The organism is Crenobacter caeni (assembly GCF_010435965.1).
Taxonomy (GTDB): Bacteria; Pseudomonadota; Gammaproteobacteria; order Burkholderiales; family Chromobacteriaceae; genus Craterilacuibacter; species Craterilacuibacter caeni.
This window is the reverse complement of sequence record NZ_JAAGAA010000002.1, coordinates 176,120-192,705: the sequence shown is the minus strand read 5'-3', so window position 1 is coordinate 192,705 and position 16,586 is coordinate 176,120. Positions and strand designations below refer to the sequence as shown.

Here is a 16,586-nt window from a genome sequence, read left to right as displayed (position 1 = left end):
TCTCCTTACCCCTGCTCGTTCCTGAGCACCGCCAAAGGCGGCACCCGCGCGACCTTGCGCATCAGCGGCCAGCCGGCGGCGAACACCAGCACAAGCCCGGCCAACACGCCGCCGGGGACCAGCCAGAGGGCCGGCCAGTGCGCAAGCGCGAGCACTTTCACCGCGACCACCGCGCCGGCCGCCCATGCGCCGGCGCCGGCAATCAGGCCCGAGAAGGCGCCGACAAAGGCGAGCTCGCCGGCGAGCATCGCCGTCAGTTGCGCGCGCGACGCGCCCAGCGCGCGCATCAGCGCCATGTCCGCCTCGCGCTCCTGCCGCGTCGCGGCGAACACTGCCCACATCACCAGTACGCCGGCAGCCAAGGCCAGCACGAACATCAACTCGATCGCGTACGCGAGCCGCTCGACGATGGCGCGCACCTCGGCGATCACGTTGCCCACGTCGATCACCGTCAGGTTCGGCAGCGCGTGCACCAGCTCGCCGACAAAGCGCTCGCGCTCAGGCGGCAGGTAAAAGCTCGCGATGCGGCTCGCCGGCAGGTGCTCGAGCCAGGCCGGCGGCGCGAGCACGAAGAAGTTGGCGCGGAAGCTGTCCCACGCGACCTTGCGCAGGCTGCTCACCTTCGCCTCGAAGCGCTCGCCGCCCGACTCGAACGACAGCGTGTCGCCCATGCGGATGCCCAGCGTGCGCGCGATGTCTTCCTCGACCGAGAACTGCGGCGTCGCCGCCGCGCCCCACCAGCGCCCCGCGCTGAGCGTATTGCCTTGCGGCAGGCCGGCGCTCCACGACAGGTTGAATTCGCGCTCGGCCAGCCGCCGCGCGCGCGCGTCTTCGTAACGCGTGGGGTCAAGCGGCACGCCGCCGATCGCTACCAGCCGCGCGCGCACCATCGGATAGGTCGGAGGCGGCACCAGTTGCGCCTTGGCGAACGCCGCATCGAACGCAGCCTGCTGGTCGGATTGCAGGTTGATCACGAACTTGTTCGGCGCGTCGGCCGGTACGCTCGCCTGCCAGGCGCCGACCAGGTCGGCGCGCACCACCGTCATCAGAAGCAGTGCGAACAGCCCGACCGACAACGCGACGATCTGTGCGAGCGCGAGCGTGGGCCGCCTGGCGAGGCTGGCCACCCCGTAGCGCCAGCCCGGCCGCCTGCCTACGCGCGGCGCGCGCACGAGCTTCAACAGGCCCCACGCCATGAGCGCGGCGAGCGCGAGAAAGCCCGCCAGCGCCGGCAGCAGCCACAGCGCGATCAGCGCGTCGCCCAGTTGCAGCGCAGCGAGCAGCAGCAAGGCCGCCAGCGACAGCGCAGGCCAGGCAACGCCCGCCCTGGGCGGCGGCAGCTCGGCACGCAGCACCGCGAGCGCCGGCACCTGGCGCAAGGCGAGGATCGGCGGCCAGGCGACGCCGAGTGTCAGCACCAGCGCCGCGGCAAAGCCGACCAGCACCCCGGCGGCCGACGGCGCAGGCAGCGGCAACGACAGCAGCGGCGCGACGGCCGCGGCGAGCGCCGACTGCACCGCGAAACCGGCGAGCACGCCCACCACGCCGGCGGCAACGCCCAGCCAGGCGAGCTGCCAGCCGAACAGCGCGCCGATCGCGCCGGACGACTGTCCCTGCGCGCGCAACAGCGCGACGGTGCGCCAGTGACGCGCCAGATACCTGCGCACCGCGAGCACCACCGCGGCGACCGACAGCGCGACGGTCAACAGTGCGGTCATGCCGAGGAAACGGCGCGCACGCTCGAGCGCGACGCGCACCTCGGGCCTCGCCTCCTCGACGTTCTCCAGGCGCGCGCCGCGGGGGAGCCTGGGCTTGAGCCAGGCGCCGAATTCGGCGACGCGCGCCGTATCGCCCGCGACCAAGAGCCGGTAGCGTGCGCGGCTGCCCGGCCCGATCAGGCCGGCGTCCGCAAGGTCTGCCTCGGCCATCATCAGCCTCGGCACGAAGCCGTACATGTCGGTGATCGCGTCCGGCTCGCGCATCAGCAGCGCACCGACCGTCAGCCGGAGGCGGCCGACGCTGACCTTGTCGCCGACCTTGAGCCTGAGCCGCTCGGCGAGCCGTGCGTCGACCCACGCCTCGCCCGGCGCCGGCCCCTGCGCGAGCACCCGCTCGCGCCCCGCCGCGTCCGCCACGGTCAGCTCGCCGCGCAAGGGGTAGGCCGCGTCGACCGCCTTGATGTTGGCAAGCGTCACCCCGGCGTTGGTGCCGGCCATCGACGGGAAGGTGGTGGTATGTGCGAGCGAGAGCCCCAGCCGCGTCGCCTCGGCCTGCCACGACTGAGGCGACGGCGCGCCGGACGACACCGACAGGTCGGCCGCCAGCAGTTGCGCCGCCTGTTCAGACAGCGCGCGCTCGAAGCGCGACGCGAACATCGACACCGCGCTGATCGCGGCCACCGCCAGCGCGAGCGACAAGGCGAGCACCGTCAGTTCACCCGCGCGCGCCTCGCGCAGCAACAGGCGCAAGGCCAGCGCCGCCTTCGGGAAGCGGTTCATGCGCCGGCCCCGCCCAATACGCCGTCCTCGATGCGCAGCACCTGCTCGCAGCGCGCGGCCAGCTTCATGTCGTGGGTGACCAGCACCAGCGCGGTGCCCGCCTCGCGGTTCATGCCGAACAGCAGGTCGCCGACCTCGTGGCCGGACGCGGTGTCCAGGCTGCCGGTCGGCTCGTCGGCGAACAAAAGCGCCGGCTCGCCGACGAAGGCGCGCGCCAGCGCGACGCGCTGCTGCTCGCCGCCGGACAGGTGGCGCGGATAGTGGCCGAGGCGGTGCGCCAGCCCTACCCGCGCCAGCATCGCGCGCGCGGCCGCCTCGGCGCCCGCGTGGCCGGCCAGTTCGAGCGGCAAGAGCACGTTCTCCAGCGCGGTCAGTTGCGGCAACAGCTGGAAGTTCTGGAACACGAAGCCGACCCTGGAGAGGCGCAGCGCGGCACGCGCGTCCTCGTCGAGGGTGGACAGCGGCGCACCGAACAGCGTCACCTCGCCGCCGCTGGCGCGGTCGAGCCCGGCCAACAGCGCGAGCAGCGTCGACTTGCCCGAGCCCGACGCGCCGACAATCGCCAGCGACTGCCCGCGCGCGAGGGAAAGCGACGCGTCCTTAAGGATGGTCAGGTGCTCGCCGTGGTAGTCCACTTGCCGACTGAGGTGGCTCGCCACCAGAATCGGGGCATTGTCATCGTGAAGGTTTGTCATGCTGCGTCTTTTCTTTTGCCTGTGGATTGCCCTGGCCTCGCCGTGGGTGGCAGCCAAGACCGTACTCGTGTTCGGCGACAGCCTCTCGGCCGCGTACGGCATGAAAACCGAAGCGGGCTGGGTGGCCCTGTTGGGGCAGCGCCTCGCGCCCGCGCACCGCGTCGTCAACGCGTCGGTCAGCGGCGAAACCAGCGCAGGCGGCCTCGCCCGCCTGCCCGCCACGCTCGATCGCGTGAAGCCCGACGTGCTGGTACTGGAGCTGGGCGGCAACGACGGCCTGCGCGGGTTGCCGCCGGCCGAGCTCTCGCGCAACCTCTCGCGCATGGTCGAACTCTCAAAGGCGCGCGGCATCCGCGTGCTCCTGGTCGGCATGGCGCTGCCGCCTAACTATGGCCCCGACTATACGGCAAGGTTCCGCGCCGTTTATGACGATCTGGCAAAAAGGGCGCGCCTCGCCTACGTGCCGGTGCTGGTGGCGGGCTTCGAGACGCGGATGGACTGGTTCCAGGCAGACGGCATCCACCCGACGGCCGCCGCGCAGCCGACCATGGCGACGACCATCGAAAAGGCGCTGCGCCCGCTGCTGAAATAAAGCGGTCATCTTGCCCACAGGGCGGGGGGACAAGGCTGGGGAGCAGCTGTGGATAAGGTACGGCGACGCCCGCTGCACGGGGCGTCGCCGCGGGTTGCCCAAAAAACGGGCAAGGCTTGCGCTGCGTCAGCGCACCGCGACGCGCGGCGCACCCTCGGTCAGGTGGCCGATCACCGCCGCGTACTCGAAGCCTGCCGCGTGGAACAGGGCGAGCACTTCGTCGGCGTGCGCGGCGTCGACCGTCGCCAGCAGGCCGCCGCTGGTCTGCGGGTCGACCAGGATGCGCTGCTGCCAGGTGGCGAGATCCGGCGCGAAGTCGACGTCGTGGCCGAAGCTTGCCAGGTTGCGCTCGATCGCACCCGGGCCGATACCGGCCTCGGCGAACGGCCGCGCCTCGCGGATCACCGGCACGCGGGACATCTCGACCTCGGCGCCCAGCTTGGCGCCACGGCACACCTCCAGCAAATGGCCCAGCAGGCCGAAGCCGGTGACGTCGGTCAGCGCGTGCACGTCCGGCCGCGCGGCCAACTGGCTGCCGACACGGTTAAGCTGGGTGGTCGACGCGATCAGCGCGTCGTAGCCGGCCGCGGAGAGCTCGCCGCGCTTCATCGCCTGCGCGAGCACGCCGACGCCGAGGCCCTTGCCCAGGATCAGCACGTCGCCCGCGCGCGCGTCCGAGTTGCGCTTGAGTTCGGCCGGGTCGACCACGCCGAGTGCGACGAGGCCGTAGATCGGCTCGGGCGAGTCGATCGAATGGCCGCCGGCGACCGGGATGCCCGCCGCGTGGCAGACCGACTCGCCACCGTCGAGGATGGCCCGGATAGTTTCGGGCGGCAGCACGTTCACCGGCATGCCGACGATGGCCAGCGCCATGATCGGCGTGCCGCCCATCGCGTAGATGTCCGAGATCGCGTTGGTCGCGGCGATGCGGCCGAAGTCGAAGGCGTCGTCGACGATGGGCATGAAAAAGTCGGTGGTCGCGACGATCGCCTGCCTATCGTTGAGCTGGTACACCGCAGCGTCGTCCGCCGTCTCGCGGCCGACCAGCAAGTTGGGGAACGCCATCTTCTCGCGCGCGCCGGAGAGTATGGTCTCGAGCACCGCCGGCGCGATTTTGCAGCCGCAACCGCCGCCGTGCGACAATTGCGTCAATCTGATATCCGACATGAAAAGTCCTTCAAAATCATGCTTTACAAGCAGGCCAACGTAGCACAGCTGGGTGAGTTTGACGAGGTGATCGACGTGCGCTCGCCGTCCGAGTTCGCCGAAGACCATATCCCCGGCGCGATCAATTGCCCGGTACTCGACGACGAAGAGCGCCGCATCGTCGGCACGCTCTACAAGCAGGACTCGCCGTTCGCCGCGCGGCGGGTCGGCGCGGCTATGGTCGCGCGCAATATCGCCCGCCATATCGAGGAGAAGTTCGCCGACCGTCCCAAGCGCTGGAAGCCGCTGATCTACTGCTGGCGCGGCGGCCAGCGTTCCGGCTCGATGGCGCTGATCTTCGCGCAGGTCGGCTGGTACGCGCACCAGCTCGACGGCGGCTACAAGGCGTACCGGCGCGACCTGCTCGAGCGCTTCGACACCCTGCCCGCCTCCCTCGACTTGCGCGTGGTGTGCGGGCCGACCGGCTCGGGCAAGAGCCGGCTGCTCGGCGCTTTGGAGCGCGCCGGCCGCCAGGTGCTGGATCTCGAAGGCCTCGCCCGCCACCGCGGCTCGGTGCTGGGCAAGCTGCCGGACGCGCCGCAACCGTCGCAGAAGCACTTCGACTCGCTGCTGATGCAGGCGATGCAGTCGCTCGACCCTGCGCGCCCGGTCTACATCGAATCCGAGAGCAAGAAGATCGGCACCGTCGCGCTGCCGCAGGCCTTGTTCGACCGCATGCACGAGAGTCGTTGCGTGCTGGTCGACGCGCCGCTCGCCGAGCGCGTGCGTTTCCTGTTGGAAGACTACGACTTTTATGTAACGGAGCCGGCACGGCTGATCGAGCAACTGAACTGCCTGAAGGCGCTCTACCCGAAGGAGACGCTCGAAGCGTGGCGCGCGCTGATCGAAGCCGGTAACTTCGACGCGCTGGTGTCGATGCTACTCACCGAACACTACGACCCGCTGTACCGCCGCTCGATGGGCAAGCACTACGCGCATCTGGCCGAAGCGACGCCGCTTACGCTTGCCACGCTGGACGACGCCGCGCTCGACGCGGCCGCACGCACGCTGGACGCCTGATGCAGCACGCCGACCTCGACTGGGAAGACGGCCAGCCGCGCTCGCGCGCCTTCGGCGACGTCTACTTCTCGCGCGACAGCGGGCTCGACGAGACCCGCCACGTCTTTCTCGCCGGCAACCGCCTGCCCGAGCGCTTCGCCGCGCTTGCAGCCGGCGAGCGGTTGACCGTCGCCGAAACGGGTTTTGGCACCGGCCTCAACTTCCTCGCCGCCTGGCAGTTGTTTGACGCGGTGGCACCCGCGGGCGCCCGCCTCGACTTCGTCAGCACCGAGAAGTACCCGCTCTCGCTTGCGGACCTTACGCGCGCGCTTGCCGCGTGGCCGGCGCTCTCGCCTTACGCGGACGCCTTGCTCGCCCAGTACCGCGGTGTGGTGCCGGGCTACCAGCGCTTCGTGTTCGACGGTGGCCGCGTGGTGCTCACCCTGCTTGTCGGCGACGTGCTCGAGACGCTGCCGCAGCTTGATGCGCGCGTTGACGCGTGGTTCCTCGACGGCTTCTCGCCGGCGAAGAACCCCGACATGTGGGTGCAGGCGCTGTTCGACGCGATGGCTGCGTGTTCGGCGGCAGGGGCAAGCTTCGCGACCTTCACCGCCGCCGGCTTCGTGCGCCGCGGCCTCTCGGCAGCAGGTTTTGACGTGAAGAAGGTGCCGGGCTTCGGCAGCAAGCGCGAGATGAGCGTCGGCACCCTCCCGCACGCGCCCGAACGTCTCTGGCGGGCGCCGTGGCTGGCCCGCCCTGCCACCATAACCGGCCGGCGCGCGCTGGTCATCGGCGCCGGCATCGCCGGCGCCAGCGCGGCGGCCAGCCTCGCCCGCCGCGGCTTCGCGGTGACGGTTGTCGAGCGGCACCCGCTCGCCGCGCAGGAGGCGTCGGGCAACCCGCAAGGCGTGCTCTACCTCAAGCTCTCCGCGCACGGCACCGCGCAAACCCGGCTGCTACTCGCCGCGTACGGCTACGCGCTGCGCACGCTCGCGTCGTCACTCACCAGGGGCCGCGACTGGGACGACTGCGGCGTGCTGCAACTCGCCTTCGACGAGGCCACCGCGCACAAGCAGGACGCGCTCGCCGCCGCCTTCCCCGAAGCGCTGCTCAAGCGCGTCGACGCGGCCGGGGCGAGCGAGCACGCCGGCGTCGCGCTCGCCGAAAACGCGCTCTATTTCCCGGAAGGCGGCTGGATCAAGCCGCCGGCACTGGTGCAGGCACTGCTCGCAACACCCGGCGTCACCTGCCGTTACGGGCAGGCAGAGCAGGCGCTCGCGCGCATGGAGGATGGCTGGCGGCTGACGCTGGCAAACGGCGAGGCGCTGGACGCGGATATGGTGGTGATCGCCTGCGCCAACCAAAGCGGCGCGCTGCTACCGGACACCACGCTGCCGCTCAAGCCGATCCGTGGCCAGGTGTCGGTCGCGCCGGCCACGGAACAAAGCAGCAGGCTCAGGACCGTGCTGTGCGGAGAAGCCTACGTCGCGCCGGCCGCCGACGGCGCGCACACCTTCGGCGCCACCTTCGACTTCAAGTCGACCGACACCACGGCGACGCTAGCCGACCACCGCGCCAACATCGACGCGCTTTCCGCGCTGTCCCCGGCGCTTTACGCGGCGCTAGGCGGCGACGCGCTCGCGCCCGAGGCACTGGGCGGCCGCGCCGCGCTGCGCTCGAGCACGCCGGACTACCTGCCGCTGGTCGGCCCGCTGGCAAGCCACACGGGCGTCAGCGAGGCCTACGCCGAACTTGCCCGCGACGCGACGCTGCCGCTCACCACGACCATGCCGTGGCTGCCCGGCCTCTACATCAGCGCCGGGCACGGCTCGCGTGGCATGGTCAGCGCGCCTCTGGCCGGCGAGCTGATCGCCAGCCTCGCCTGCGGCGAGACGCTGCCGCTGCCCGCCCCCATCGTCGACGCGCTGTCCCCGTCGCGCTTCGCGCTGCGTGCGCTGATGCGCAGGAAAAAAACCTAACCCGTGCAGGTGGCCGCGGCTGCCTCGCACAGCGCGCGGATCTCTTCCGGCAAGGGCACGCTCTTGCCGGCGGCGTAGTCGACCCACACCAGCGTCACCTCGCCCAGCGCGTAGACGGTTTCGCGGTCGTCGCCCACGTAGAAGTGGTGGCGCAGCCTGAGGCTGGAGCGGCCCAGGTGCTCGAGTTCGATCGACACGGTGACGGTCGCCGGGTAATTGATCTCGCGCTTGAAGTGGCAGGCGGTGTGCACGATCACCGGGCCGACCGCGCCTGGCTCGATCGGCAGGCCGATGTCTTCCAGCCACTGCACGCGCACTTCTTCGAGCAGGCGGAAGTACACCGTGTTGTTGAGGTGGCCGATCGCGTCGAGGTCGCCCCAGCGCACCGGCAACTGCTTCTCGCCCAGGCTGGGCAAAGTTTTCTGCATCGCGTACCCTTTCCTTTTAATGCAAAAAGAATAACACGCCGCACCGCGGCATGGCCGGATCCGCCCCCACCCTGTCCGCTTCCGCCCTCGCCGCGGCGCTTGCCGGCGCGCATGCTGTGGCTGACACCCACACGCCCCGCCACCAAGGAGAGACCATGCCCGCCGCCCTCATCGTGATCGACGTCCAGCAATCCTTCCTGCACCGCCCGTACTGGTCGGATGAGGACCTGCCCGCTTTCCGCGCGGCCCTTGTCAAGCTGATCGCCGGTTGCCGCGCGCGCGCCGTGCCGGTAGTGCATGTGCTGCACGAAGACGGCGAGTGGCCGTTCGACGCGGCAAGCGGTTTGGTGCAGCCGCTTGACTGGCTGCCCGCAGAGGCTGATGCGACCTTCATCAAGCATGTGCACAACGCGCTGACCGGCAGCGGCCTCGCCGGCTGGCTCGCCGCGCGCGGTATCGACACCCTGCTGATCGCCGGCATCCGTACCGAGCAGTGCTGCGAGACGACTGCGCGCGTCGCTGCCGACCTGGGCTACCGGGTCGACTTCGTCAGCGAGGCGACGCTGACCTTCGCGATGCAGGACGCGCACGGGCGCACCGTCAGCGCAGCCGCCATCAAGGCGCATACCGAACTGGTGCTCGCCGGCCGCTTCGCGGCCATCCGCGACGTTGACGCCACGCTCGCGGCGCTGGACGAGCAGGAGGCGGCCGCATGCCCGTGAAAGACCGCCTGCTCGCGCTCGCCGTCGTCGCGGTGTGGGGCTTCAACTTCGTGGTGATCAAGTGGGGCGTCGCCGGCGTGCCGCCTTTCGGCCTGGGCGCCCTGCGCTTTGCTGCTGCCTTCGGCTGCGGGGTGTTCCTCGTGCGCGCGCCAGCGCTGCCGTGGCGCTACCTCGCCGCCTACGGGCTGACCATGGGCTTTGGCCAGTTCGCCTGCCTGTTCTGGGCAATCAAGGCCGGCATGCCGGCGTCCGCCGCGTCCATTGTGCTGCAGGCGCAGGCGCTGTTCACCCTGCTCTTGGGCGCGCTGTGGCTGTCCGAGCCGGTCAGCGCCCGCCAATGGCTGTCGCTCGCGGCGGGCAGCGGCGCGCTTGCGCTTTTCGCGCTGGACGGCGGCAAGACGCTGCCGTGGGCAGGCCTTGCGCTGACGCTTGTCGGCGCCGCCAGTTGGGCGATGTCCAACCTGGTGGTGCGCCGCGCAGTGCGCGACGGCTACCAGCCGGACGCGCTCGCGCTGGTGGTCTACGCGAGCGCGGTGCCCATCCTGCCCTTCGCGCTGATGTGGGCGCTGTTCGAGCAGGACGCGACCCACTGGCCATCGGTGTTGTCCGCCCGCAGCGTGTTCGCCGTCGCCTACCTGGCGCTGGTTGCCACGCTGTTCGGCTACGGGGTATGGAGCCGGCTGCTCGCCCGCCACCCGGTCAGCCAGGTCGCGCCGTTCAGCCTGCTGGTGCCGCTGTTTGGCGTGCTGTTTTCGGCGCTACTGTTGGGCGAACGGCTGAGCGCCCTGCAGCTGGCCGGCGGCGTGCTGCTGATCGGCGCGCTGGCCGCAGGCAGCGGCGCACTCAAGCTGCCCACATTCAAACGCAAGGCGGCCGGATGAGCACGCCCGTCTACTTCGTGCTGACGCCAAACTACCTGGCGCTAGACTTCGCCGGCCCCGCCGAGGTACTGCGCATCGCCGCCGACGAGGGGCTCGCGCTGACCCTGTTCACCGTCGGCCCCGAGCGGCTGTGCCGCAGCTCGCTGGGGCTCGTCAGCGAAATCGACCCGCTGCCGGACGCACTGCCCGACAAGGCGCTGCTGGTGCTGGTCGGCACCGTCGACGAGGCGCGCGACTACCAGGGCGAGCCGGCGCTAAGGCTGGTTGGCTGGCTCGCCAGCCGCCTGCGCGCGGATACCCACGTCGCGTGCATCTGCTCGGGGGCGCTCATCGCGGCGATGGCCGGCCTGCTGGATGGCCGGCGCTGCACCACCCACCACGCGCTCACCGATGCGCTGCGCACGCTCGCGCCTACCGCGCTGATCGAGGAAAACCGCCTGTTCGTCGAGGACGGGCCGCTGGCCACCTCGGCCGGCATCACCGCCGGCGTCGACCTTGCGCTGCGCCTTGTCGAGCGGCTGGGCGGCGTGGAACTGGCCGCGCGCGTCGCCCGCCGCATGGTGGTGTGGGCGCGGCGCAGCGGCGCCGACCCGCAACTGCCGCCGCAACTGGCCGCGCGCAAACACCTGCACCCGGCGGTGCACCGCGCGCAGGACGCGCTGGACGCGGACCCCGCGCGTAGCTGGACGCTCGCCGAGCTCGCCCGTCTCGCCTGCGTCAGCGAGCGCCACCTGAGCCGGCTGTTCCGCGAGCACGCCGGCTGCAGCGTCGGCGCGTACCGGCAAGCGCTGCAATTGGCACGCGCCCGCGCCGCGCTCGAACAAGGCGCGACGGTCGAGGCGGCGGCGAGCGAGGCGGGCTTCGACAACGCGCGCACGCTGCGCCGGCTGTGGCGCGCGCACTACGGCGAAGCCCCGGCCGCCGGCCGCGCACGCGCCGCCCTCGCGCGATAGCGCTCGCACCCCTCATGCCAACGTGATTCAATCGTCCGTTTGAAAGACTGCCGCCGCTACACGGGTGCGGCAGGCCGATGGCGCGCCAGACGCCGCAGACGAGAAAGAGGGTCATGCACACACGCGAAGAAAGCCTGTATATCGACGTGGGCGGCGGCGAGCGCCTGCACCTGCGCCGCATCCGCCACGCCACGCAAGAAGACGGCCCGCCGCTGCTCATGCTGCACGGGGTGATGGGCAACGGCCGCATCTTCTACAGCGACTCGGGCAAGGGGCTCGCGCCGTGGCTCGCCGCCCAGGGCTGCGACTGTTTCGTGCTCGACCTGCGCGGGCGCGGCCAGAGCACGCCGCCGATCAGCCGCGCGAGTCGCCACGGCCAGCACGAGACGATCTGCGCCGACCTGCCCGCCGCGCACGCATTGGTGCGCCGCCTGCGCCCGGACCGGCCCGCGCACTGGATCGCCCACTCCTGGGGCGGCGTGCACATGCACAGCTGCCTCGCGCGCCACCCCGAAATCGCCGCCGGGGTCGCCAACGCCGTCTACTTCGGCAGCAAGCGCAGCGTGCACGTGAAAAACCTCAACAAGCTGGTCGAGGTCGACCTGTTCTGGAACCTTGCCGCGCGCGCGCTGGTCCGCGCGGTCGGCTACCTGCCGGCCAGAGGGCTGCGCTTGGGCGCCGACAACGAGAGCGACCGCAGCCACCTGGACAGCAAGCGCTGGGCGAAGGTCGCACCGTGGATCGACGCCGACGACGGCTTCGACTACCGCGCGGGCGCCCAGCGGGTGGCGCTGCCGCCTACCCTCTACTTCGCCGCGCCGCGCGACCCCTGCCGCGGCCACGTCGACGACGTGCGGCGTTTCCGCGACGAATCGGGCGCGCACATCGGCCGCGTGCACCTGCTCTCGCGGGCGCTCGGCCACCGCCACGACTACGACCACGTCAGCCTGCTCACCCACCCGGACGCAGCCGCCGACCACTTCCCGCTGGCACTTGCGTGGCTCTTGGGCGACTACGCGCACGTCAGGGAAAATATCTAGCCGTATTTCATCATTCAGGCGATCTGCTTATGGCAACATGGAGCCAAAGGAGAACGCAGATGGAAACGCTGTACCGCACACAGGCTGACGGCCTCACCGACCGCATCGTCGACGCGCTCGCGACCCAAGGCTGGGTCGTCGTCGACGACGTGTTCACGCCCGCAGAAGTGCAGGCATTGCGCGAGGCGTGCCTCGCGCGCTGGGACGGCGGTGACTTCCGCGCGGCAGCCGTCGGCAAGGGCGGCGGCGAGGCGGTGCGCAGCGAGATCCGCTCCGACTCGGTACTGTGGCTGAACGAGGCAGACGACGCGCCGGCGATCACCCGCTACTTCGACACCATGGACGCGCTGCGGGTCGCGGTGAACCGCGGCCTCTACCTGGGCCTTGCCGACCTCGAGGCGCACTTCGCGGTCTACCCGGCCGGCAGCTTCTACAAGAAACACCTCGACCGCTTCCGCGACGACGACGCGCGCACGCTGACGTCCGTGTTTTACCTGAACGAGGGCTGGCCCGCCGGCGCAGGCGGCGAGCTCAGGCTGTACCTGGACGCCGATTGCCGGCAATCGGTCGACATCCGCCCGCTGGCGGGCACCATGGTGCTGTTCCTGTCCGACCGCTTCTGGCACGAGGTGCTGCCGGCACGCCGCCAGCGCCTGTCGCTGACCGGCTGGTTCCGCCGCCACGGCGGCTCGATGACGTGGTAATCGTCAATCGCGTGGTAGAATCCCCAGATAATTAAACGGCCCGGCGGCGCCGGGCACAGCAGGGGATTCTATGTCTGGCAATAGCATGGGACTGTTGTTCACGGTCACCTCCTTCGGCGAGAGCCACGGCCCGGCAATCGGCTGCGTGGTCGACGGCTGCCCGCCCGGCCTCGAGTTGTGTGCCGAGGACATCCAGCACGACCTCGACCGCCGCAAGCCCGGCACCAGCCGCCACGTAACGCAAAGGCGCGAGGCGGACGAAGTCGAGATCCTCTCCGGCGTCTACGAGGGCAGAACGACCGGCACGCCGATCGCGCTGTTGATCCGCAATACCGACCAGCGCTCGCGCGACTACGGCAATATCGCCGACACCTTCCGCCCGGGACACGCCGACTACAGCTACTGGCACAAGTACGGCGTGCGCGACCCGCGCGGCGGCGGGCGTTCGAGCGCGCGCGAGACCGCGGTGCGCGTCGCCGCCGGCGCCATCGCCAAGAAGTGGCTGGCCGAGAAGTTCGGCATCGTGATCCGCGGCCACCTCACCCAGTTGGGCGAGATCGAAATCCCGTTTACCGGCTGGCCGCACGTCGCGGCCAACCCCTTCTTCGCCGCCGACGACGCGATCGTGCCGCGCCTCGAAGACTATATGGACAGCGTGCGCAAGTCGCTCGACTCGGTCGGCGCCCGCCTGCGCGTGGTGGCGGAAAACGTGCCGGTCGGCTGGGGCGAACCGGTGTACGACCGGCTGGATGCCGACATCGCGTGGGCGATGATGAACATCAACGCGGTCAAGGGCGTCGAGATCGGCGCGGGCTTCGCGTCGGTCGCGCAAAGGGGCTCCGAGCACGGCGACGAGCTGACCCCCGAGGGCTTCGCCAGCAACCACGCCGGCGGCATCCTGGGCGGCATCTCGACCGGGCAGACCATCGAGGTCGGCGTCGCGATCAAGCCGACCTCCAGCATCGCCCAGCCGCGCCGCTCGATCGATAAGGCAGGCAACGCGCTGACCATGGAGACGCACGGCCGGCACGACCCCTGCGTCGGCATCCGCGCGGTGCCGGTCGCCGAGGCGATGCTCGCGCTGACGCTGATCGACCACGCCCTGCGCCACCGCGCGCAGAACATGGACGTCGCGGTCGGCACTCCGCGCATCGCCGGCCCCGCCCGTTCGATCTGACCCAGGCAAGAGGCCGGCCCATGCTCAAGACCCTTTTCGGCGCCCGCGACAGCACGCGGCACGCGCAGGCGGACGACAAGCCGCTGCCCTCGGCGATCGGCTTCGCGCGGCAGCAAGCGCTGTTCGACGCAAGGCTCAGGCTGTGCGGCAACGACTTCTCGCTCAGCCGCGCGCTGGGCGAGACGGGCGCGCACGGCGCGCACTTCGACCGCCAGCTGTTGCAGGTGCTCGCCAACCTCGGCGCGGTACGCGAGAACTCGCCGCGTTTCGCGCTGGTGCGCCTGCAGACGGCCGCTTCCGTCGACGCACCCGAACTCTTAGCGCTGCCCGCGTCGCGCCTGATCCTCTACCCGGCACTCGATAGCACAGACTTCACCGCGCTCGAGGCGACCTCGGCGCGGCTCTCGGCGTTCAAGTCCCGCGGCGGCCGCCTCGCGCTGCCCGCCACCGACCACGGCCAGCCGCTGCCCGCGTCGCTGCTCGCGCTCGCCGACCTGGTGGTGCTCGACCTCGCCGGCGACAGCCGCAGCGTCCTGGGTGCACTCGCCGGCCGCGGCCTGCCCGCCGCCCCGACCCTGCTGGCCGACCGGATCGGCTCCGAGGAGGCGCTGGCGGCCTGCCTGAAGCTTGCCGGGCACCGCCGGCTGCTGCTCTCGGGCAGCGTCTTCGCCCAGCAGCGCCCGCGCGTCGACGCGCGTGCGCAGGCGTCGAGGCTGCGCGTGCTCGAGATCCTGCGCCTGCTGCGCTCGGGCGCACCGGTCGCCCAGATCGAGGCGCAGTTCAAGCTCGACTCGACGCTGCTCTTCAAGTTGCTGCGCTACATCAACTCGCCGGCGATGGGCTTCTCGCGCCGCATCCAGACGCTGGAAGAGACGCTGATGCTGATGGGCCGCGACGCGCTACTGCGCTGGCTGTCGCTGCTGCTGTTCACCGCCGGCGACGAAGACCCGGCCGCCGGCGCGCTGATGGAGCGCGCGCTGCGCCGCGGTCGCTTCATGGAAACGCTGGGCGGCGAGCTGGGCGCCAAGCGCATCGAGTGCGAACACCTGTTCCTCGCCGGGATGTTCTCCGAGCTCGACAAGCTGCTGGGCATGCCGATGGCCGAGGCCGTCGCCCCGCTAGAATTGCCGGTGCCGGTGCGCCAGACCCTGGTCGACGGGCGCGGCCTGTTCGCGCCACACCTCAACCTTGCCGTCGCGCTGGAGACGGGCGACGACGCGCAGGCGGGCACGCTCGCGCGCATGCTGGGCGTCGGGTTCGCCCGCGCGGGCATGCTGGACGTCGAGGCGGCACAATGGGCGGAATCTGTCAGCTGCGCGCCAGCGACCGCCCCCGACTGAACTTACACCAGGCAAGACCATGCTCAAATCCCTGTTCGGCCATCGCGGCGACGCGGCCCCCGCCCCGGCAACGCCGGAAAACAGCGAGGCGCCGCTGCCGGCGACGCTAGGCTTCGTCGGCCACCAGCCGATCTACACCGCCCGCCACGAGCTGGTCGCCTACGAGTTCGCACCGCGCGACGCCGGCCACCGCAACATGATGGCGGCCGGCACCCTCAACCGGCACGACCACCTGCTGCTACAGACGCTCGAAAACCTCGACATCTTCAGGCTGCTCGAGCGCCGGCGCGCGTTCATCAACCTGTCGCTGGACGCGCTGGACGACCCGCTGCTGCCCTCGCTCGCCGAAAAGCGTGCGATCTGCATCGTGTCGCCGGCCGAAAACGACGACGCGCTCACCGCCGCGCTGCCTGCGATCAGGGCGCTGCGCGCGGCCGGGCTGTCGTTCGCGCTGGAGCCCGCGCTGTTTCCGGAGACCCGCTTCTCGCCTGCCGTGCTCGACGTGCTGTTCGCCGAGATGAATTTCCTCGTGCTCGACTTCTCGGCGCAGACGGAAGACCTGCTCGAGCCCCTGCTCGCCCGCCTGCCGCAGCGCTACCCGCACGCGCGCTGGTACGCGCGCAACGTCAACTCGATGGAGGCGTACGAGGTATCACGGCGCAGCCAGGGCGCCAGCGAACGCTTCGTGCTGTTCAGCGGCCCCTACCTGACCCGGGTGCCGCTCCGCCACGGCAGCGGCAAGGTCGACACCGGCCAGTTGAGGGTGATGGAAATCCTGCGCCTGCTACGCAGCGGCGCAGACAACGAGGCGATCAACGCGCAGTTCAAGCTCGACTCGGTGCTGCTGTTCAAGCTGTTGCGCTTCATCAACTCGCCGGCCAACGGCCTGAGCCGCCAGGTGCAGACGCTGGACGAGACCTTGCTGCTGCTCGGGCGCGAGGCGCTGTTCCGCTGGCTGTCCTTGCTGCTGTACACCGCACCGCGCGAGGACGGCCGCAACCGCACGCTGCTCGAGCGCTCGCTGTGGCGCGGGCGCTTCATGGAAAGCCTGGGCCGCGCGCAGGGCAACAACCGCCTCGAGTGCGAACACCTGTTCGTCACCGGGATGTTCTCGACGCTGGACGCGCTGTTCGAGCAGCCGCTGTCCGACGCGATCGCCCCGCTGTCGCTCCCCCCCACCATCTCGTCGGCGCTGGTCGACGGCCAGGGCCTGTTCGCGCCCTACCTCGCGCTCGCGTTCTCGCTGGAAAAAGGCGACAGCGCGCGCGCCGCCGCGATCGCCACCCGGCTGGGCGGCCAGCCCGAAGCGGTCAACCGCCTGCAGCTCGAGGCGATGGCCTGGGCACAGAAGGTCGCCACCGAAGGCGGTTGA

Annotated in this window: 15 protein-coding genes; 11 read left to right on the top strand and 4 right to left on the bottom strand. The window is 70.7% G+C overall.

The window, feature by feature from the left end; all coding sequences use genetic code 11:
• Positions 1–5 precede the first annotated feature (5 nt).
• Positions 6–2,498, bottom strand: coding sequence for an ABC transporter permease (locus GZH52_RS02995; RefSeq protein WP_163315027.1), 2,493 nt, complete (start codon positions 2,496–2,498; stop codon positions 6–8).
• Positions 2,495–3,193, bottom strand: a complete 699-nt coding sequence (locus GZH52_RS02990) for an ABC transporter ATP-binding protein (protein WP_163315026.1) — start codon at positions 3,191–3,193, stop codon at positions 2,495–2,497. The genes GZH52_RS02995 and GZH52_RS02990 overlap by 4 nt, the downstream gene beginning before the upstream one ends.
• On the opposite strand from GZH52_RS02990, the gene GZH52_RS02985 reads away from it, so the two are divergent.
• The gene (locus tag GZH52_RS02985; protein WP_163315025.1) at positions 3,192–3,785 is read left to right on the top strand and encodes an arylesterase; all 594 of its coding nucleotides are present in this window, start codon (positions 3,192–3,194) and stop codon (positions 3,783–3,785) included. The genes GZH52_RS02990 and GZH52_RS02985 overlap by 2 nt on opposite strands.
• 126 nt (positions 3,786–3,911) lie before the next feature.
• Here GZH52_RS02985 and selD read toward each other — a convergent pair whose 3' ends face one another.
• The gene (gene selD / locus GZH52_RS02980; protein ID WP_163315024.1) at positions 3,912–4,952 is read right to left on the bottom strand and encodes a selenide, water dikinase SelD; all 1,041 of its coding nucleotides are present in this window, start codon (positions 4,950–4,952) and stop codon (positions 3,912–3,914) included.
• An 18-nt stretch (positions 4,953–4,970) separates the two neighbouring features.
• On the opposite strand from selD, the gene mnmH reads away from it, so the two are divergent.
• Positions 4,971–6,011, top strand: coding sequence for a tRNA 2-selenouridine(34) synthase MnmH (gene mnmH / locus GZH52_RS02975; protein WP_163315023.1), 1,041 nt, complete (start codon positions 4,971–4,973; stop codon positions 6,009–6,011).
• Positions 6,011–7,969 carry a bifunctional tRNA (5-methylaminomethyl-2-thiouridine)(34)-methyltransferase MnmC2/FAD-dependent 5-carboxymethylaminomethyl-2-thiouridine(34) oxidoreductase MnmC1 gene (gene mnmC / locus GZH52_RS02970; protein ID WP_163315022.1) on the top strand — a complete coding sequence of 653 codons (1,959 nt, stop codon included), beginning with the start codon at positions 6,011–6,013 and terminating at the stop codon, positions 7,967–7,969. The genes mnmH and mnmC overlap by 1 nt, the downstream gene beginning before the upstream one ends.
• Here mnmC and GZH52_RS02965 read toward each other — a convergent pair.
• The gene (locus tag GZH52_RS02965; RefSeq protein ID WP_163315021.1) at positions 7,966–8,397 is read right to left on the bottom strand and encodes an acyl-CoA thioesterase; all 432 of its coding nucleotides are present in this window, start codon (positions 8,395–8,397) and stop codon (positions 7,966–7,968) included. The genes mnmC and GZH52_RS02965 overlap by 4 nt on opposite strands.
• Positions 8,398–8,552: 155 nt before the next feature.
• On the opposite strand from GZH52_RS02965, the gene GZH52_RS02960 reads away from it, so the two are divergent.
• The 8 genes from GZH52_RS02960 to GZH52_RS02925 all read left to right on the top strand — a co-directional run bounded on the left by GZH52_RS02960 (position 8,553) and on the right by GZH52_RS02925 (position 16,586).
• A complete protein-coding gene (locus tag GZH52_RS02960; protein WP_163315020.1) occupies positions 8,553–9,119 on the top strand; it encodes an isochorismatase family protein in 567 nt (188 codons plus the stop codon).
• Complete coding sequence (locus GZH52_RS02955) at positions 9,110–10,000, top strand: EamA family transporter (RefSeq protein ID WP_163315019.1); 891 nt, start codon at positions 9,110–9,112, stop codon at positions 9,998–10,000. The genes GZH52_RS02960 and GZH52_RS02955 overlap by 10 nt, the downstream gene beginning before the upstream one ends.
• Positions 9,997–10,953 (top strand): GlxA family transcriptional regulator, encoded by a 957-nt coding sequence (locus tag GZH52_RS02950; RefSeq protein WP_163315018.1) that lies wholly within the window; start codon positions 9,997–9,999, stop codon positions 10,951–10,953. Before GZH52_RS02955 ends, GZH52_RS02950 begins: the two co-directional genes overlap by 4 nt.
• A 113-nt stretch (positions 10,954–11,066) precedes the next feature.
• A complete protein-coding gene (locus tag GZH52_RS02945) occupies positions 11,067–11,993 on the top strand; it encodes an alpha/beta fold hydrolase (RefSeq protein ID WP_163315017.1) in 927 nt (308 codons plus the stop codon).
• Positions 11,994–12,052: 59 nt separating this feature from the next.
• Positions 12,053–12,697: a 2OG-Fe(II) oxygenase gene (locus tag GZH52_RS02940; RefSeq protein ID WP_163315016.1), complete on the top strand. Its 645-nt coding sequence runs from the start codon at positions 12,053–12,055 to the stop codon at positions 12,695–12,697.
• Positions 12,698–12,767: 70 nt separating this feature from the next.
• Positions 12,768–13,874 (top strand): chorismate synthase, encoded by a 1,107-nt coding sequence (gene aroC / locus GZH52_RS02935; protein ID WP_163315015.1) that lies wholly within the window; start codon positions 12,768–12,770, stop codon positions 13,872–13,874.
• A 20-nt stretch (positions 13,875–13,894) separates the two neighbouring features.
• Positions 13,895–15,214 (top strand): EAL and HDOD domain-containing protein, encoded by a 1,320-nt coding sequence (locus tag GZH52_RS02930; protein WP_163315014.1) that lies wholly within the window; start codon positions 13,895–13,897, stop codon positions 15,212–15,214.
• A gap of 19 nt (positions 15,215–15,233) precedes the next feature.
• On the top strand, positions 15,234–16,586 hold the full coding sequence (locus tag GZH52_RS02925) for an EAL and HDOD domain-containing protein (protein ID WP_163315013.1): 1,353 nt from the start codon (positions 15,234–15,236) through the stop codon (positions 16,584–16,586).

Coding starts and splice junctions, on each gene's coding strand:
- GZH52_RS02995 (WP_163315027.1), bottom strand. CDS start 2,498: ATGAACCGCTTCCCGAAGGCGGCGCTGGCCTTGCGCCTGTTGCTGCGC.
- GZH52_RS02985 (WP_163315025.1), top strand. CDS start 3,192: ATGCTGCGTCTTTTCTTTTGCCTGTGGATTGCCCTGGCCTCGCCGTGG.
- GZH52_RS02990 (WP_163315026.1), bottom strand. CDS start 3,193: ATGACAAACCTTCACGATGACAATGCCCCGATTCTGGTGGCGAGCCAC.
- selD (WP_163315024.1), bottom strand. CDS start 4,952: ATGTCGGATATCAGATTGACGCAATTGTCGCACGGCGGCGGTTGCGGC.
- mnmH (WP_163315023.1), top strand. CDS start 4,971: ATGCTTTACAAGCAGGCCAACGTAGCACAGCTGGGTGAGTTTGACGAG.
- mnmC (WP_163315022.1), top strand. CDS start 6,011: ATGCAGCACGCCGACCTCGACTGGGAAGACGGCCAGCCGCGCTCGCGC.
- GZH52_RS02965 (WP_163315021.1), bottom strand. CDS start 8,397: ATGCAGAAAACTTTGCCCAGCCTGGGCGAGAAGCAGTTGCCGGTGCGC.
- GZH52_RS02960 (WP_163315020.1), top strand. CDS start 8,553: ATGCCCGCCGCCCTCATCGTGATCGACGTCCAGCAATCCTTCCTGCAC.
- GZH52_RS02955 (WP_163315019.1), top strand. CDS start 9,110: ATGCCCGTGAAAGACCGCCTGCTCGCGCTCGCCGTCGTCGCGGTGTGG.
- GZH52_RS02950 (WP_163315018.1), top strand. CDS start 9,997: ATGAGCACGCCCGTCTACTTCGTGCTGACGCCAAACTACCTGGCGCTA.
- GZH52_RS02945 (WP_163315017.1), top strand. CDS start 11,067: ATGCACACACGCGAAGAAAGCCTGTATATCGACGTGGGCGGCGGCGAG.
- GZH52_RS02940 (WP_163315016.1), top strand. CDS start 12,053: ATGGAAACGCTGTACCGCACACAGGCTGACGGCCTCACCGACCGCATC.
- aroC (WP_163315015.1), top strand. CDS start 12,768: ATGTCTGGCAATAGCATGGGACTGTTGTTCACGGTCACCTCCTTCGGC.
- GZH52_RS02930 (WP_163315014.1), top strand. CDS start 13,895: ATGCTCAAGACCCTTTTCGGCGCCCGCGACAGCACGCGGCACGCGCAG.
- GZH52_RS02925 (WP_163315013.1), top strand. CDS start 15,234: ATGCTCAAATCCCTGTTCGGCCATCGCGGCGACGCGGCCCCCGCCCCG.